Annotated in this window: 14 protein-coding genes and 2 riboswitches; of the genes, 9 read left to right on the top strand and 5 right to left on the bottom strand. The window is 67.6% G+C overall.

The features are described 5' to 3' along the window. Nucleotides 1-909 (bottom strand): LysR family transcriptional regulator, encoded by a 909-nt coding sequence (locus BJG92_RS09170; RefSeq protein ID WP_232083722.1) that lies wholly within the window; start codon nt 907-909, stop codon nt 1-3. A gap of 147 nt (nt 910-1,056) precedes the next feature. On the opposite strand from BJG92_RS09170, the gene tdh reads away from it, so the two are divergent. From tdh to hutI, 4 genes are all read left to right on the top strand, one after another. Then, nucleotides 1,057-2,103, top strand: coding sequence for an L-threonine 3-dehydrogenase (gene tdh / locus BJG92_RS09175; protein ID WP_232083723.1), 1,047 nt, complete (start codon nt 1,057-1,059; stop codon nt 2,101-2,103). A 50-nt stretch (nt 2,104-2,153) separates the two neighbouring features. Then, complete coding sequence (locus BJG92_RS09180) at nt 2,154-3,368, top strand: glycine C-acetyltransferase (RefSeq protein WP_232083724.1); 1,215 nt, start codon at nt 2,154-2,156, stop codon at nt 3,366-3,368. Nucleotides 3,369-3,432: 64 nt separating this feature from the next. After that, on the top strand, nt 3,433-4,548 hold the full coding sequence (locus BJG92_RS09185) for an FAD-binding oxidoreductase (protein WP_232083725.1): 1,116 nt from the start codon (nt 3,433-3,435) through the stop codon (nt 4,546-4,548). Between the two features lie 11 nt (nt 4,549-4,559). After that, nucleotides 4,560-5,765: an imidazolonepropionase gene (gene hutI, locus BJG92_RS09190; protein WP_232083726.1), complete on the top strand. Its 1,206-nt coding sequence runs from the start codon at nt 4,560-4,562 to the stop codon at nt 5,763-5,765. 21 nt (nt 5,766-5,786) lie between these two features. Here hutI and BJG92_RS09195 read toward each other — a convergent pair whose 3' ends face one another. After that, on the bottom strand, nt 5,787-6,467 hold the full coding sequence (locus BJG92_RS09195) for a histidine phosphatase family protein (protein ID WP_232083727.1): 681 nt from the start codon (nt 6,465-6,467) through the stop codon (nt 5,787-5,789). Between the two features lie 87 nt (nt 6,468-6,554). Between BJG92_RS09195 and BJG92_RS09200 the strand changes: the two genes are divergently transcribed. Continuing rightward, nucleotides 6,555-7,310: a CPBP family intramembrane glutamic endopeptidase gene (locus BJG92_RS09200; RefSeq protein ID WP_232083728.1), complete on the top strand. Its 756-nt coding sequence runs from the start codon at nt 6,555-6,557 to the stop codon at nt 7,308-7,310. Nucleotides 7,311-7,471: 161 nt separating this feature from the next. On the opposite strand, the gene BJG92_RS09205 is transcribed toward BJG92_RS09200, so the two are convergent. Beyond that, the gene (locus BJG92_RS09205; protein ID WP_232083729.1) at nt 7,472-8,110 is read right to left on the bottom strand and encodes a VOC family protein; all 639 of its coding nucleotides are present in this window, start codon (nt 8,108-8,110) and stop codon (nt 7,472-7,474) included. A gap of 204 nt (nt 8,111-8,314) precedes the next feature. Next, a riboswitch (SAM riboswitch) is annotated at nt 8,315-8,430 on the top strand. 62 nt (nt 8,431-8,492) lie between these two features. On the opposite strand from BJG92_RS09205, the gene BJG92_RS09210 reads away from it, so the two are divergent. The 3 genes from BJG92_RS09210 to BJG92_RS09220 all read left to right on the top strand — a co-directional run bounded on the left by BJG92_RS09210 (nt 8,493) and on the right by BJG92_RS09220 (nt 12,756). Then, nucleotides 8,493-9,809 carry a bifunctional o-acetylhomoserine/o-acetylserine sulfhydrylase gene (locus BJG92_RS09210; RefSeq protein ID WP_232083730.1) on the top strand — a complete coding sequence of 439 codons (1,317 nt, stop codon included), beginning with the start codon at nt 8,493-8,495 and terminating at the stop codon, nt 9,807-9,809. Nucleotides 9,810-9,917: 108 nt separating this feature from the next. After that, nucleotides 9,918-10,034, top strand: a riboswitch (SAM riboswitch). A 12-nt stretch (nt 10,035-10,046) separates the two neighbouring features. After that, entirely contained in the window at nt 10,047-11,195 is a 1,149-nt protein-coding gene (locus tag BJG92_RS09215) for a homoserine O-acetyltransferase (RefSeq protein ID WP_232083731.1), read from the top strand. A 178-nt stretch (nt 11,196-11,373) separates the two neighbouring features. Beyond that, complete coding sequence (locus BJG92_RS09220) at nt 11,374-12,756, top strand: MFS transporter (RefSeq protein ID WP_232083732.1); 1,383 nt, start codon at nt 11,374-11,376, stop codon at nt 12,754-12,756. A gap of 314 nt (nt 12,757-13,070) precedes the next feature. Here BJG92_RS09220 and BJG92_RS09225 read toward each other — a convergent pair whose 3' ends face one another. Together BJG92_RS09225 and BJG92_RS09230 are read right to left on the bottom strand one after the other, a co-directional pair. Continuing rightward, the gene (locus tag BJG92_RS09225) at nt 13,071-13,634 is read right to left on the bottom strand and encodes a dihydrofolate reductase family protein (protein ID WP_232083733.1); all 564 of its coding nucleotides are present in this window, start codon (nt 13,632-13,634) and stop codon (nt 13,071-13,073) included. An 811-nt stretch (nt 13,635-14,445) separates the two neighbouring features. Then, nucleotides 14,446-15,345 carry a LysR family transcriptional regulator gene (locus BJG92_RS09230; protein ID WP_232083842.1) on the bottom strand — a complete coding sequence of 300 codons (900 nt, stop codon included), beginning with the start codon at nt 15,343-15,345 and terminating at the stop codon, nt 14,446-14,448. A gap of 173 nt (nt 15,346-15,518) precedes the next feature. On the opposite strand from BJG92_RS09230, the gene BJG92_RS09235 reads away from it, so the two are divergent. After that, the coding region (locus BJG92_RS09235) for an NAD(P)-binding domain-containing protein (RefSeq protein WP_232083734.1) at nt 15,519-15,706 on the top strand (188 nt) is incomplete at its 3' end.

The following is a 15,706-nucleotide window of genomic DNA, read 5'->3' on the forward strand; positions in this document are numbered from 1 at the left end:
CTAGCCGCCCACCAAATCGGTCATGATGGTCTGCAGTGCGTCGCAGACCATCATGACCGATCGGCGTTTAAGGTTCTCCGGCCGGGCCAGGATGTCGATCCTGCGCCGGGTGCTAATGCCCTCCAGCGGCTTGAGCACAATCGACGGGTTCAGCACGGGCCGCGCGGTGTGCCGCGGCAGCAGGCCGATCACGCTGCCGGTTGCCACGAGCGCCGCGACCGTCGAGTAGTCGTTGATCCGGTGCACGATGTTCAGCTCGCGGCTTGAGACGGCGGCTACGGCGGAGAGCACGTCCGCGGGGGAGTAGCCGGCGTGGCTGGTCACCCAGGGTTCGCCGACGACGTCATCCGCGGTCACCGCACGCTGGCCCGCCAGCCGGTGCGCGGCCGGCAGCGCGACGTCCAGCGGCTCGTGCGCGAGCGGGATCACCGCGACACGCTCCTGGGGCCAGCGCGGGCTGTGGTCCATCCGGTGCGCCAGCACCAGGTCATAGCGGGCCGTGAGGGCCGGGAAGTCCTGCTGGGCCACGTCCTCGTCGGAGAGCAGGATCCGCGGCTGTCCCGGGGCAGCCAGGGCCCGGGCGAGCGGGGCGAACAATGCCTGCCCGGCGCTGTGGAAGCCGCTGAGCGTCACCGGCGCCACCGGTGAGCCGTGGTAGGTGCCGATTGCCGTCCGGGCATCCGCCATGGCGCTGACGACGGCGGCCCCGGCGTCCGCGAGCACCTGGCCGGCCTCGGTCAGCACCAGGTTGCGGCCTTCCTTGCGGGTCAGCGGAACCTCGACGGTCTTCTGCAGGGCGGCGAGCTGCTGGGACACCGCCGAAGGGGTGACACGCAGGGTGTCGGCGACGGCCTTGACGCTGCCCAGAGCCCCGAGTTCCCGGAGCATCTCCAGCTGATGGATTTCCATGCAAACCAGTCTAAGCACGAGCCAAAGCTAAATCGTCGATTGAGAAGAATCTGTTTGTGCTAATGCTTTATCTCCGGGTCTAATGGGGTGAGTTGTCGCACACGTGCCGCCGCGAAGGCCGCGGCCCCATCACAGTTAGGCAGGCCCATGAAGGCTCTCTACAAGGCCGGCGCGCACGCAGGATTCGAGCTGGTGGACCGTCCCGAGCCGGAGACCGGCCCCGGAGACGTCAAGATCCGCGTCATCACCACCGGCATTTGTGGCACCGACCTGCATATCCAGGCCTGGGACGCCTGGGCTCAGGGCATCATCAACGCCCCGCTGATCGCAGGCCACGAGTTCTACGGCGAAGTCGTCGAGACCGGCGGGGACGTCCTGGACGTCCGGGTCGGGGACCGCGTCTCCGGCGAAGGCCACATCGTCTGCGGGATCTGCCGCAACTGCCGGGCCGGCCGCAAGCAGATGTGCATCAACACCGTCAGCGTCGGCGTGCAGCGCGACGGCGCGTTCGCCGAATACGTCGTCATCCCCGAAACCAACGTCTGGGTCCACCAGGACCCCTCCGTGACGCCGGAACTCGGTGCCATCTTCGACCCCTTCGGCAACGCCGTCCACACCGCGCTCAGCTTCCCGCTCGTCGGCGAGGACGTCCTGATCACCGGCGCGGGCCCCATCGGGCTCATGGCGATCGCCGTCGCACGCCACGCCGGCGCGCGGAAGATCGCCATCACGGACATCTCCGCCCCGCGGCTGGCGCTGGCCCGGGCCCTCGGCGTCGACCTCGCGATCGACGTCTCGAAGATGCGCGTCAAGGACGCCCAGCGTGAACTGGGCATGCGCGAGGGGTTCGACATCGGCATGGAAATGTCGGGACACCCCACGGCACTGCCTGAGATGATCGAGAACATGAACCACGGCGGCCGGATCGCGATGCTGGGACTGCCCAGCCAGTCCATCGACATCGACTGGGGCAAAGTGGTCACGCATATGCTGACCATGAAAGGCATCTACGGCCGCGAAATGTTCGAGACCTGGTACGCCATGAGCGCCATGCTGTCCTCCAGCCCGGTCCTGCACGCCAACATCTCGGCCGTCGTGACGGACACCCTGCCCGCCACGGACTGGGAAAAGGGCTTCGAGATCGCCCGCGCCGGCGTCGGCGGCAAGGTGGTCCTCGACTGGACCTGCTTCTAACCCGCCACCGTTCCGGCCCACCGACCCCACCAGCTGAGGAGCCCACCGCAATGTATTCAGCCATCAAGGACCAGTTGCAGCACGAACTCGAAGAGATCCGCAACGCCGGCCTGTTCAAGACCGAGCGGCACATTGATTCGCCCCAGGCCAACCGCGTCAAGGCCGGCCGGATCGGCGAGTCCGGTGCGGACGTCCTGAACTTCTGCGCCAACAACTACCTCGGCCTCGCGGACCACCCGGAGATCATCGCAGCCGCCAAGACGGCCATGGACGAGCGCGGGTTCGGCATGGCCAGCGTGCGCTTCATCTGCGGCACCCAGGACCTGCACCTGGCCTTGGAAAAGCGCGTCTCGCAGTTCCTCGGCACCGAGGACACCATCCTGTTCTCCAGCTGCTTCGACGCCAACGGCGGCGTGTTCGAATCTCTCTTCGGCCCGGAAGACGCCGTCATCTCCGACGCGCTGAACCACGCCTCGATCATCGACGGCATCCGGCTCTGCAAGGCCCAGCGCTTCCGCTACGCCAACCAGGACATGGCGGACCTCGAAGCCAGGCTGGTCGAGGCCACCACGCAGGAGAACCCGGCCCGCCGCAAGATCATCGTCACCGACGGCGTCTTCTCGATGGACGGCTTCCTCGCCCCGCTCGAGGCCATCTGCGACCTTGCCGAGAAGTACGACGCCATGGTCATGGTGGACGATTCCCACGCCGTCGGCTTCATGGGAGCCACCGGGGCCGGCACTCCGGAGCACGCCGGCGTCTCGGAACGCGTGGACATCTACACCGGCACCTTCGGCAAGGCCCTGGGCGGCGCCTCCGGCGGCTACGTCTCCGGCCGCCGCGAGGTTGTGGCCATGCTCCGCCAGAAGGCGCGCCCGTACTTGTTCTCCAACTCACTCGCCCCGGCGATCGTGGCCGCCACGCTCAAGGCACTGGACCTCGTGGAGGGCTCCGGCGAACTGCGCAGCCGGCTCTTCGCCAACGCGGAGCTCTTCCGGAACCGGATGAGCGAGGAAGGCTTCGAGCTGCTTCCCGGCGAACACGCCATTGTCCCGGTCATGTTCGGGGACGCCGTCATGGCCGCGAAGGTGGCCGATGCCATGCTGCACCACGGCGTCTTCGTGACCGCGTTCAGCTACCCGGTGGTACCCAAGGGTGCGGCCCGGATCCGCGTCCAGCTCTCCGCCGCGCACAGCGCCGAAGACGTGGAGTCCTGTGTCCGGGCCTTCGTGCGCAGCCGCGAGACGGTGGCCGCCAACTCGTAGGGCTCTGCCGCCCGCGGTGCGGAAAGTGCTGACGCGACCTCCTGTCGGGTGCAAGGATGGAGGCATGTCAGCTAAATACGATGTCGTGATCGTGGGCGGCGGAATTGCCGGCCTGTCCCTTGCCTCCGCCCTCGCCGGCAAATGCAGCGTGGCACTGGTCGAAGCCGAGCAGTCGCTGGGGTACCACACCTCTGCCCGCTCGGCCCGGCAGCTGATTCCCAGCTACGGGCCGCCGGTGGTCCGGGACCTGACCATGCGCACGCTGGACCTTATCGGCACCCGCGAGGGTACGCGGCCTGAACCTGTGCTCTCACCGCGCCGGTTCATGCTGATCGGCGACGAGGACGCCGTCCAGCAGCAGGCCAGCGGCTTCATGCACCGGATCAGCCATGCCGAAGCCCTGAAAATCTGCCCGGCGCTCAGACCGGATTCCTTCTCCGCCGCCGGCCTCGACTCCGGATCCTTCGCCTGCAACGCGTCCTTGCTGCTGGAAGACCACCGGGAGTGGGCGGTGGAGGGCGGCGTGGACATCATCACCGGCGCGAAGGTCCACTCGGCGCAGCGGCTCGGCTCCGGCTGGGAGCTGGGCGCCGGGCAGGAAGGCATCCAGGCCGCCGTCGTGGTCAATGCCGCCGGCGCCTGGGCGGACGAATTCGCGGTGCTCAGCGGCGTCGAGAAGCTCGGGCTCCAGCCCTACCGCCGCACCGCCGCAATCGTCGACGTCGAGCATCCCCTCCCGCAGGGCTGCCCGATGGTGGCCGCCGCGGACGAAAGCTTCTACTTCCGGACGGACGGACGGCGTCAGGTGCTGATTTCCCCGTCCGAAGCCGTGCCGAGCGGCCCTGAGGACGCCCGGCCCCATCCGGGCGACATCGAGGCGCTGATCACCCGGCTCAACACCGTCACCACGATGGGGATCGGCGGTATCAGCCGGGCCTGGACCGGACTGCGGACCGAAGCCGCCGACGGCATCCCCGTGGTGGGGTTCGACGCCGAAGCCCCCGGATTCTTCTGGCTCGCCGGCCAGGGCGGCTACGGTTTCCAGACCTCGTCCGGCATCGCCGAACTGGCCGCCGGGCTGATCCTGGCGGGGCAGGGGACAGCCACCGGTGAAGCTGCCGGTCCGGCATCCCGGACAGCGGACGCGCTGGCGGCGACCCGCTGGTCCATCCGGCGCTGAAGAATGGACCCATGAGCACCCTGATCACCAACATCGCCGAACTGATGACCCAGGACGCGGAACACCGCGTCCTCCGCGCAGCCGCCGTGGTGATCGAGGGCGAGCGGATCGCGTGGCTTGGTGCCGCCGAGGACGCGCCGGCCGCCGATGAGGCCGTCGACGCCGGCGGCCGGGCCCTGCTGCCGGGCTGGGTCGATTCCCATACGCACCTGATCTTCGCCGGGGACCGGACGGCGGAGTTCGAGGCCCGGATGGCGGGAGAGAGCTACAGCGCCGGCGGCATCGCCGTGACCACCGGCGCCACCCGGAGCACCAGCGATTTCGACCTCACCCGGCTGGCGATGGGCCGGGTGGCCGAGGCCGTCGCCCAGGGCACCACCTACCTCGAAACCAAGACCGGGTACGGCCTCGACGTCGAGAACGAGGCCCGCAGCGCCCGGATAGCCTCCACCGTGGCCGATGAGGTCACCTTCCTCGGCGCCCATCTGGTGCCCGCCGGGATGGACGCCGGAGAGTACACGGAGCTGGTCTGCGGGCCGATGCTATCCGCCGTCCGGCCGTTCGTGCGCTGGGCCGACGTCTTCTGCGAGCGGGGCGCCTTCACAGAGGACCAGTCCCGGCGCGTGCTCCGGGCCTGCAAGGACGCCGGGCTGGGCCTGCGGGTGCACGGCAACCAGCTCGGCGAGGGCCCCGGCGTGCGGCTCGCGGTCGAGTTCGGCGCCGCCAGCGTAGACCACGTGAACTACCTGTCCTCGGCGGACATCGACGCCCTCGCGGCGAGCTGGTCCGGCTGGGACGCGGGAACCGGCCGGCATGGAACCGTGGCGACCTGCCTGCCGGCCTGCGACCTGTCCACCCGCCAGCCCCTGGCACCGGGCCGGGAACTGCTCGACGCCGGCGTGCAGCTCGCGCTGGCGTCCAACTGCAACCCGGGCACCTCCTACACCAGCTCCATGGCGTTCTGCGTCACCACCGCGGTGCTGCAGATGCGGCTCAGCGTCCACGAGGCCGTCCGGGCCGCGACGTACGGCGGCGCGCTGGCCCTCGGCCGGGAGGCCGGGAACGACGCCGACGGCGAACGCGCGGTGGGCTCGATCGCCGTCGGACACCGCGCGGACCTGCACCTGCTCAAGGCGCCGTCCGCCACGCACCTGGCCTACCGGCCCGGCATTCCGCTGACCCACGCCGTCTGGCGGGCGGGAGTGCGCGCACGCTGAATCCGGAGTCAGCCCCGCCCGCTAGAAGACCATCGGCGGGGCATCCAGGACGGTCTCATCGACGCGGCGGGCCTCCCACTGACTGAACGCCTTGTCGAGGTCGTATTTGCCGTCCGCGCTGCGGTACAGGGTGCGGACCTCCGCGTTGTCCGGGTTGTTGAGGGATTCGAAGTACTCCACCGACCAGTGGAACCAGCGCATGCAGAACAGCCGCATGGTCAGCCCGTGCGTCACGAACAGCGCGTTGGGGGCGTAGTCCGGCCGGGACCAGTGCCGGTAGAGGGTTTCCATGAAGGAGGACACCCGGTCATAGACATCGGAGCCGGACTCGCCTTCCCGGAAGCGGTAGAAGAAGTGGCCGTAGGCATTGCGGAGCTCTTTCTGGTCCTCGATCTCCCCGGCGATCTGGAAGTTGGCCCAGTCCTGCTCCCGCAGCCTCGGCTCCTCGATGACCCGCTCCACCAGCGGACCGAGGTTGAGCGCCTCGAGGGTCTGGTAGGCGCGCAGGTAGGGCGAGACGTACACACAGGCCGGCCGGCCGTCCAGGAGCCGCCGGACCTGCTCGCCGGCCGTCCGGGCCTGTTGCACGCCGAGTTCGGTCAGCGGGATCCGGTAGTCGGGCACCCGGTTGTAGATCGACGTGTCGGCGTTGGCGGCAGACTGGCCGTGCCGGATCATGATGATTTTTCCGGGCGCACTCATAAGACCCAAGCATAGGCCCGGGCGCGGCGCATCCCCGGCAACGGGACGGTTCAGGCAACTGCCGGAAACTACGGGCAAGATAGGAACATGTTCGTTCCTTCCCGCCGCCGGCTGCGGATAGAAGTCTGGATTGTCCTGGGCCTGTCACTGGGACAGTCAGCGGTCTATTCGATCGTGCAGCTGCTGGACAAGATGACCCGGGCGCCGCTGGCGGAGGGCACGTCCACACTGAACCGCTCGCAAAGCCCCCGCGAGTACTTTGACCTGACCTACCAGCTGCTGGACATCTTCTTCGCGCTGGTGCCGGTGGCCTTGGTGATCTTCCTTCTGTCCGAGCACCGCACGGCAGCCGCGGCCTGCGCGAAGCTGGGCTTCAATTTTGCCCGGCCCGGCAAGGACCTGCTGCAAGGGGTGGGCCTGGCGGCGCTGATCGGGATCCCCTCGCTGGGGCTCTACGCCGCCGGACGGGCGCTCGGGATCACCACCGCCATCATTCCCAGCGGACTCGACACTTATTGGTGGACCGTGCCGGTGCTCATCCTCTCCGCGATCCGGCACGCGGTTGTGGAGGAAGTGATTGTGGTGGGCTACCTGCTGGACCGGCTGCCCAAGCTCGGCTGGAGCCTGCCGCTGGCGATCTTCGCGAGTGCCATGCTGCGCGGCAGCTACCACCTGTACCAGGGCTTCGGGCCGTTCATCGGCAACGCGGTCATGGGAGTGGTCTTCGCGCTGGTTTACACCCGGACCCGCCGGGTGATGCCGCTGGTAGTCGCCCACGCCCTGCTGGACATTGTCGCGTTCGTCGGCTTCAGCCTCTTCGGCAAGGCGATCGGCCTGGGCTGAATCGGCACCAGCACAAAGCAACGCGGGGTCACTTCGCGCCCATCCGGAGGCTCCGGACCGGCGCGATGTGACCCCGCGTTGCCTTAATGAATTCGGCCGCCATCGAGGGGTGACGTCATTGGCACCCGCTGATGGCGGCCGAAGTGTGGGGCGGTGGAGGGTCAGATGGTGACGGCCCCGGCGGCTGTCTCGAACGTGACGGAGAGGATGCCGGGTGTCCCGTGCGGGGCCAGCCAGTTCACGGCCACGTCTTCCAGCGGCTTTTCCACCGGTTCGCCCAGCCATTGGGTGACGCGCTCGGCTGAGCCGGCGATGGTGAGCGCGGACATCTTGACATTGCTCTCGTAGGCCTTGGACGGGTGGAGTTCCGGATCGCCCTCCCACTTGAGCATGTACGGGACCTGGGGATCGGCGATGAGCCCGAGGATGCCGATCTGCTTCCAGACCAGCTCCCGGCCGTCCGGGAACTTGCGGTTGCCGTTCGCGGCGGCGCGGCCGAGCCTCTCCTCGAACGGGGCGAGGTCGTCTACCTCGACGCACCAGCCCATCCAGCCGCCGCCTGCTTCGGAGCGGGCGCGGACGGCCTGGCCGAAGGGCGCCTTGTCCGAGGCCGGGTGGTTCAGGACCTCCACGACCTCGACATACTTGTGTCCCGCAAGCGGAATGATCATGTTGCGGGTCCCGAAACGGGGGTGTACTCCGCCCTTCACGGCTTCAACGCCGAGGGCAGACGCGATTCGTTCGGTGGTGGCTGCCAAGCCATCTTTTTCGGAGGCGTAAGAGATGTGATCCATGCGCATGCCCTCATCTTGGCACTTTGTGATGAAGCTCTCAGCTTAGGGTGCCCTAACCCCCAGGGGATGTCCTTTTCGACCCCGTTCAGCCCCGCCCCCGCGGCGGTCACGTGCATGCCGGCCGCTGCCAGGACGGCCCCCGGGCGCCCGCAGCTTCATCTTTGTCACAAAGCTATCCAAGCCACGGCCGCCCTTCCTAGACTGACATCAGGTCATGAGTGCCAGCGCATAGCCCCGGCTTGCTGGCCGGCAACCCTCGTATCGCGGTGGGGTGCCCCGGGTGAAGACCTGGCCCTCCTGCGCCCGCCGGAGGGCAAGCGCGGCGCCTGTGCCGTCCCCGGGCCGATGGCTCCGGGGCGAGGGTGCCCAGTCCTTGAGGAGCATCCCGATGTCCAATGCCTGGTCCTTCGAAACCCGCCAGATCCATGCCGGCCAAGCGCCTGACAGCGCCACCGGCGCACGGTCACTGCCGATTTACCAGACGACGTCGTTCGTCTTCCCCAGCGCCGAAAGCGCGGCGAACCGGTTCGCCCTCGCGGAGCTCGCCCCGATCTACACGCGAATCGGCAACCCCACCCAGGACGCCGTGGAGCAGCGCGTCGCCAGCCTGGAAGGCGGGCTTGCGGCGCTGCTGCTGAGCTCCGGCCAGGCCGCGGAGACCCTTGCGATCCTGAACGTCGCCGAAGCCGGCGACCACGTGGTGGCCAGCCCCAGCCTCTACGGCGGAACCTACAATCTGCTGGCGCACACGCTGAAGAAGTTCGGCATCTCCGTGACCTTCGTGGCGGATCCGGACAACCTGACGCAGTGGCGCGACGCCGTCCGGCCCAACACCAAGCTCTTCTTCGGCGAGGTGGTGTCCAACCCGCGCCAGGACGTGCTGGACCTCGAGGGCATCTCGGCGGTGGCCCACGAGGCCGGGGTGCCGCTGATCGTGGACAATACCCTGTCCACCCCTTACCTGATTCGGCCCCTCGAGTGGGGCGCGGACATCGTGGTCCACTCCGCCACCAAATACCTCGGCGGCCACGGATCCGCGATCGCCGGCGTGATCGTGGACTCCGGCAATTTCGACTTCGGCAAGGACCCGGAGCGCTTCCCCGGCTTCAACACCCCGGACCCCACCTACAACGGACTCGTCTATGCCAGGGACCTCGGCGCGGACGGCGCCCTCGGCGCCAACCTCTCCTACATCCTCAAGGCCCGCGTCCAGTTGCTGCGCGATCTCGGCTCGGCGGTGTCCCCGTTCAACGCCTTCCTCATCGCCCAGGGCCTCGAGACGCTGAGCCTGCGCGTGGAGCGCCATGTTGCCAACGCCACCAGGGTGGCCGAATGGCTGGAGGCAAGGGCCGACGTCGAATCCGTCGCCTACGCGGGGCTGCCGTCCAGTCCCTGGTACGAGCGCGGCCGCAAGTACGGGCCCAAGGGGACCGGCGCCGTCGTCGCCTTCAACATCGCCGGGGGAGCGGAGGCCGGCAAGCGCTTCGTTGACGCCCTGGAACTGCACTCGCACGTGGCGAACATCGGCGACGTGCGCTCGCTGGTCATCCACCCGGCGTCGACCACCCACAGCCAGCTTTCGCCGGAACAGCAGGCTGTTGCCGGGGTTAACCCCGGCCTCGTGCGGCTCTCGGTGGGCCTGGAGCACATTGATGACATCCTCGCGGACCTCGACGCCGGATTCCGCGCAGCCAAGAACGCCTGAACACGGCAGGCTTCCGGCGCCCCGCCCGTTGACCTGGGTGGGCGCCGGGAGTCATAGGGGCGTCACAATCTTCGCCACAACGGCGCCGCAGTTCGTACACTCATTGAAGGTCATGAGTGCCAGCAGATAGCCCCGGCTTGCTGGCCGGCAACCCTCCTTTTGCGGCGGGGTGCCCCGGGTGAAGACCTGGCCTGCCGGTCAGCTGACGGCGGGCAAGCGCAAAGAATAGGTCCGCACATGAGCACTGCCGTCACCCGCAAGGGTGTACCCGAAAGCAAAACCTCCGCCCACCCTGCACACGTCCCGGACGGAACCGTCCGGTACCTCCGGATTGGTGACCTCGGGCTCGAATCCGGCGGCCGCCTGCCGGACGTCACCCTCGCCTATGAGACGTGGGGGACACTCAATGCGGACCGTTCCAACGCCGTGCTGATCGAGCATGCGCTGACCGGGGACACCCACGTGACCCGCGGGGCCGGCGAGCAACCGGGCTGGTGGGAGCAGCTCGCAGGCCCCGGCGCCCCGGTGGACACGGAGAGGTACTTCGTCGTCTCGGTCAACATCCTCGGCGGCTGCTACGGCACCACCGGGCCCTCGACGCCGGCCCCCGACGGGAAGCCGTGGGGCTCGCGGTTCCCGCTGGTCACCCTGCGGGACACCACCGCGGCCGAGGCGCGGCTGGCCGACGCCCTCGGCATCGGCAGCTGGTACGCCGTACTGGGCGGCTCCCTCGGCGGGGCACGAGCCCTAGAATGGGCCGTCAGCTACCCGGACCGGGTTCGGCGCTGCGGCGTGATTTCCATCGGCGCCAGCAGCACCGCCGAACAGATCGCCTTCGCCCAGGCGCAGACGCTCGCCATCCGCCAGGACCCCAACTTCAAGGGCGGGGACTACTACGGCGGACCGGAACCGGAAGCAGGCCTGGCCCTGGCCCGGCGGATCGCGCACATCACCTACCGCTCGGCCGCAGAGCTGGACGGACGCTTCGGCCGGAACGCCCAGGAGTCCGAGGCGCCTTTGGAATCCGGGTCCCTCGCCGGGCGCGGGCGCTATCAGGTGGAGAGCTACTTGGACCACCAGGGCAGCAAGCTGGTCCGCCGCTTCGATGCGAACAGTTATATCGCCATCACCGAGGCGCTCATGAGCCATGACATCAGCCGGGGCCGCGGTGCCCTCCCGGAGGCCCTGGCTCCGGCCACGGCCGAGTTCCTGGTGGCGGCCGTCGACTCGGACCGGCTGTACTTCCCGGCCCAGTCCCAGGCACTGGCCCGGGCCCTGCCGGGTGATGTTGTAGTGCACACCATCGAGGCACCCATCGGCCACGATGGCTTCCTCACGGAGATCGGCCAGCTCAGCGGGCAGCTCCGGCAGTACTTCTTCGGGTAGTCCCGCGTCCAAATGTGCCCCTTTTTGTGCATTTTTGCAGATGCGCTCTGCACTAATGGACGTTGAGGCCCGGACCGTATGCGTACATACTCGGGGGAATGGCGCCGCGTGTTTTATGTCACAGGCGCCCTCCTGCCATAGTCCATAGGGTGTCGAAGGCGACACCGAAGGAGTCGAAATGAGTACGCAAAACGCCGCCGCCAGGCGCCCGGAAGAGGAAGACGTCAAGGCGTCCGGCCTTAAGAAAGTAGTAACGGCCTCCATGGCCGGCACCGTCGTCGAGTGGTACGAGTTCTTCCTCTACGCCTCCGCGGCGACCCTCGTCTTCGGCAAGACCTTCTTCCCCAACTCCGGCAGTGAGCTGGACGGCATCATCGCCGCCTTCCTCACGTACGCGGTTGGCTTCGTCGCCCGGCCCATCGGCGGCATCGTCTTCGGCCACTTCGGCGACAAGTTCGGCCGCAAGCAGTTGCTCCAGCTCAGCATCATCCTGGTGGGCGTCTCCACCTTCCTGATGGGCTGCCTGCCCACCTTCCAGCAGATCGGCTACTGGGCTCCGGCTCTCCTGGTGTTCCTGCGCTTCGCCCAGGGCTTCGCCGTCGGCGGTGAATGGGGCGGCGCTGTCCTCCTCGTGGCCGAGCACAGCCCGAGCAAGTCCCGCGGTTTCTGGTCCGCGTGGCCGCAGTCGGCCGTTCCGCTCGGCAACCTGCTGGCCACGGCAGTGCTGTTCACCCTGTCCTCTGTGCTGTCCTCCGCCGACTTCCTCAGCTGGGGCTGGCGCGTGGCCTTCTGGCTCTCCGCTGTGATCGTGCTGGTGGGCTACTACATCCGGACCAAGGTCACGGACGCCCCCATCTTCCTGGAGGCCCAGAAGGAAGTCACCGTCGAGAAGAAGGGCTACGGCGTCGGCGAAGTGTTCCGCCGCTACCCGCGGGGCGTCTTCACCGCTATGGGCCTGCGCTTCGCGGAGAACATCCTCTACTACCTCGTGGTCACTTTCTCCATCACGTACCTGAAGGTCATTGTCCAGACGGACACCGCCCGCATCCTCCTCCTGCTGCTCGTGGCGCACGCAATCCACTTCGCCGTGATCCCTATGGTCGGCAAGCTCTCCGACAACGTCGGCCGCAAACCGGTCTACATGGCCGGCGCTGTCCTTGGCGGTACCTGGGGCTTCTTCGCCTTCCCGATGATGGACACCAAGAACGACCTCATCATCCTCGCGGCGATCACCATCGGTCTGCTGTTCCACTCGCTCATGTACGCCGGCCAGCCGGCGATCATGGCCGAAATGTTCCCGACGCGGATGCGCTACTCCGGCGTCTCGCTGGGCTACCAGGTCACCTCGATCGTGGCCGGTTCGATGGCCCCGATCATCGCCGTCGCCTTGCTGAGCCAGTACAAGTCCTCCGTCCCGGTGGCCATCTATCTCCTGGGCGCCTGTGTGGTCACGATGGTGGCGGTGTACTTCCTGAAGGAAACCCGCGGAATTTCCCTGCACGACGTCGACGCCGCCGACGCCCAGGGCACCGCGGATCTTCTCGCCGCAGGCAAGAAGTAAGCTCCACCGATACCACGCTGCCCGTGTCCGCGTTTCACCGCGGGCGCGGGCAGCACCCGTTTTCGGAGTCGTTTGCGGCTAACGGTTGCGGCTACTGCGTTGATGCGGTCAGGCGGGCTCGTCTGCGCGTCTGATGGCACGGCAGACGGTTGAACGCCCTACCGCGCAGAGTTCGGCGGGTTCCACCGTCGTGTGCGCCTGCCCGGTTAATGGAGACTAGGCGTGCTTCGCTTCCCTGAGTCCCGGCCCGGGCCCTGTCGTTGTGGTGCCGCTGGCGGTGGATGTACTTCCCCGACCGAGCGGAGGAATTGCGCTCAGCGCCTCGTCTCGTACCGGTTCAGGACCACGCCGCCGGGAAACGTCCGCGTCTCCACCAGGTTCAGGTTCACCCAGCTGTCCAGCGAGGTGAAGAACGGAGTGCCGCCGCCCACCAGGACCGGATGGGTGGCTAGCGCGTATTCATCGATCAGCCCGGCCCGCATGGCCGCGCCGGCGAGCGTTGCGCCGCCGACGCTCATCGGGCCGCCGTCCCCGGCCTTGAGCCGGGTGATCTCACCGATCGCGTCGCCGGTGACCAGGCGGGTGTTCCAGTCGACCTTGTCGATCGTTGAGGAGAACACCACCTTCGGCGTGTCGCGCCAGTTCCGCGCGAACTCGATCTCCGCCGGCGTGGAGTTGGGCTGCTGGTCGCCGGTCGGCCAGTAGGAGCTCATGGTCTCCCAGAGCTTGCGGCCGTAAAGCGACAGGCTGCTAGCCCGCTCCTGGTCGAGCCACCACTGGAACAGTTCGTCGCTCGGCCCGCTCCAGCCGATGTCGTCGCCGACCGCGGCGATGTAGCCGTCCAGGGTCAGATTCATGCCGTAGATCAGTTTCCGCACGGCGCCAGCCTTCCGTCTCGTAATGGTCGAGGGCGTCATTGAACTCCGTCGTCCCGCTCATTATCAGCGGCATCCTGTCCCTCATGGAGCCACCATAACTGCCCATGATCCGGATGCCATAGCCTTCGGTCCGCGATTCAATTGAGCGGCCCGGTGAAGGATCGATTGGTGACACAGGCGGTGGCTCGCCCGCGGCTCCAGGAGTTCCCGGCGCCAGACGGCCTGTTAATCGCAGCGGTATTTGGCGCGCACTTAGTAGCGCCATGTAGCGCAACCCGTGCTGTAGGCTCCGATTCGAACCTTGGAGGGCTGATGCTGAACAAAAGATGGATTGGCGAGGATGCGCTCCAGGCTTACCGACGCGAATATCCCGGCTGACGCTGCCCGGTACTGTCCGTCGTCCACCTTGTCCTCAGCCTCTGCGCTTTGGCGGCAGCAAGTGCCGCGGCCAGCCTGTGGGTTCCGATAGACACGGACTTCATCACCCGCGCCGACAATGCGGGGTGGAAAATGACGATGCTCCTGCCGCACCAAAGGGAACTCTCGCTCGTCGTCAACGCGTCAGTTCTCATAACATTTGTCCTCGTCGTGACCGCGTTCTATGGAGTACTGGCCTCACGCCGGTGGGCCAAAGACTTACCCGGAGCAAACGCATGAGCTACGAGCGGCACCTGGCCTTCACCCTCATGATGCGTGGGTAGTCCGAACCCGAGATCTTGCGGACGGCTCTGGGCATATCGTCGTCAAACGACGTCGGAAATTGACGGCCGCCGGGAACGCGGGCAGCCGCCGTAAACGCAGCGTGCCCGGCTCAGCCGGCGAGCACATCCTGGCGTTGGGCAATCTCGGTCCGGACCGCCGCCACCACGGCCTGCACCGGCGCCGAGCGCAGCGACTCGGCCCTGGCCACCGCCCAGATCGGCAGCTGCCGCTGGAAGTCGTCCGGCAGGACCGGCAGGAACCCGGGCTTCCCGACGACGAGAAAGTTGGGCAGCAGCCCGATCCCGGCGGCGCGGCGGACGGCCTCGAGCTGGGCGAAGATACTGGTGGCCTGGAAGCTGGAGCGCGGCATCGGCAGCTGGGTGGAGCGGTGGCCCAGCTCCGCGACCTGGAGTGCCGATTCCACGTAAGAGACAAATCCGTGCTGCCGGACGTCGTCGAGCGTCAACGGAAGGCCGTGCTCCTGCGCGTAGTGCGGGCTCGCGTACAGCCGGAGGAAGTAGTTGGACAGGAAGATGGTCTGCGCGTTGCTGACCTCGAGGTTGCCCACCACCACTTCGAGGTCCACCCCGGAGCGGTTCTGGCTGACCTTGCGGGTGGCGCTGAGCATCTCCACGTTGAGCTGCGGGTGGTCCTGCTGCAGCCGCACCAGCGCGGGCGTGAGGAACTCCGCGCCGAAGCCGTCGGGCGTGCTGACCCGGACCAGGCCGGCGAGCATATCCTCGCTGCGGGCGATGCTGTTGGACAGCGCACCGAGGGTGCCCTCGATCGCCTCGGCCGCGGTCACCGCCTCGCTGCCGAGCTCCGTCAGCTCCCAGCCGTGCGGACTCCGCTCGAGGGTGCGGCCGCCGAGCTGCTTGTCCAGGGCCAGGATCCGCCGGGAGATGGTGGTGTGGGTGGTGCCGAGCGTCTCCGCCACCGCGTTGAAGCGGCCCAGCCGGGCCACGGTCAGCAGGATCAGCAGGTCATCCGGGCTCGGAAGCCGCCGCAGGTCCGCCATGGTTCTCCTGATTCCGGGCGTGTGCATTCATGCACATACCATCTGTAGTTTTTCGTCTTGATTGCACCTTAGCAGGGTGTGATGCTTGGCACAGACCCTCCGCATGAACCGGCCGGATCATGCGGACACGCAAAAGCAAGACGCAAAGCAAAGGAGCTTATGCCATGGCAGTAATCGCCTGGATCGGACTGGGAAACATGGGCGGGTCCATGTCGGTGAACCTCGCCAAAGCCGGAAACGAGGTCCGCGGCTTTGACCTGAACCCCGAGGCCGTGGCGGCCGCCGAGGCCGGGGGAGTCAAGCCCGCCGGCAGCATCGCCGAGGCGGTTGAGGGTGCCGACGTCGTCTTCAC

Source organism: Arthrobacter sp. SO5, from assembly GCF_020532805.1.
Taxonomy (GTDB): Bacteria; Actinomycetota; Actinomycetes; order Actinomycetales; family Micrococcaceae; genus Arthrobacter.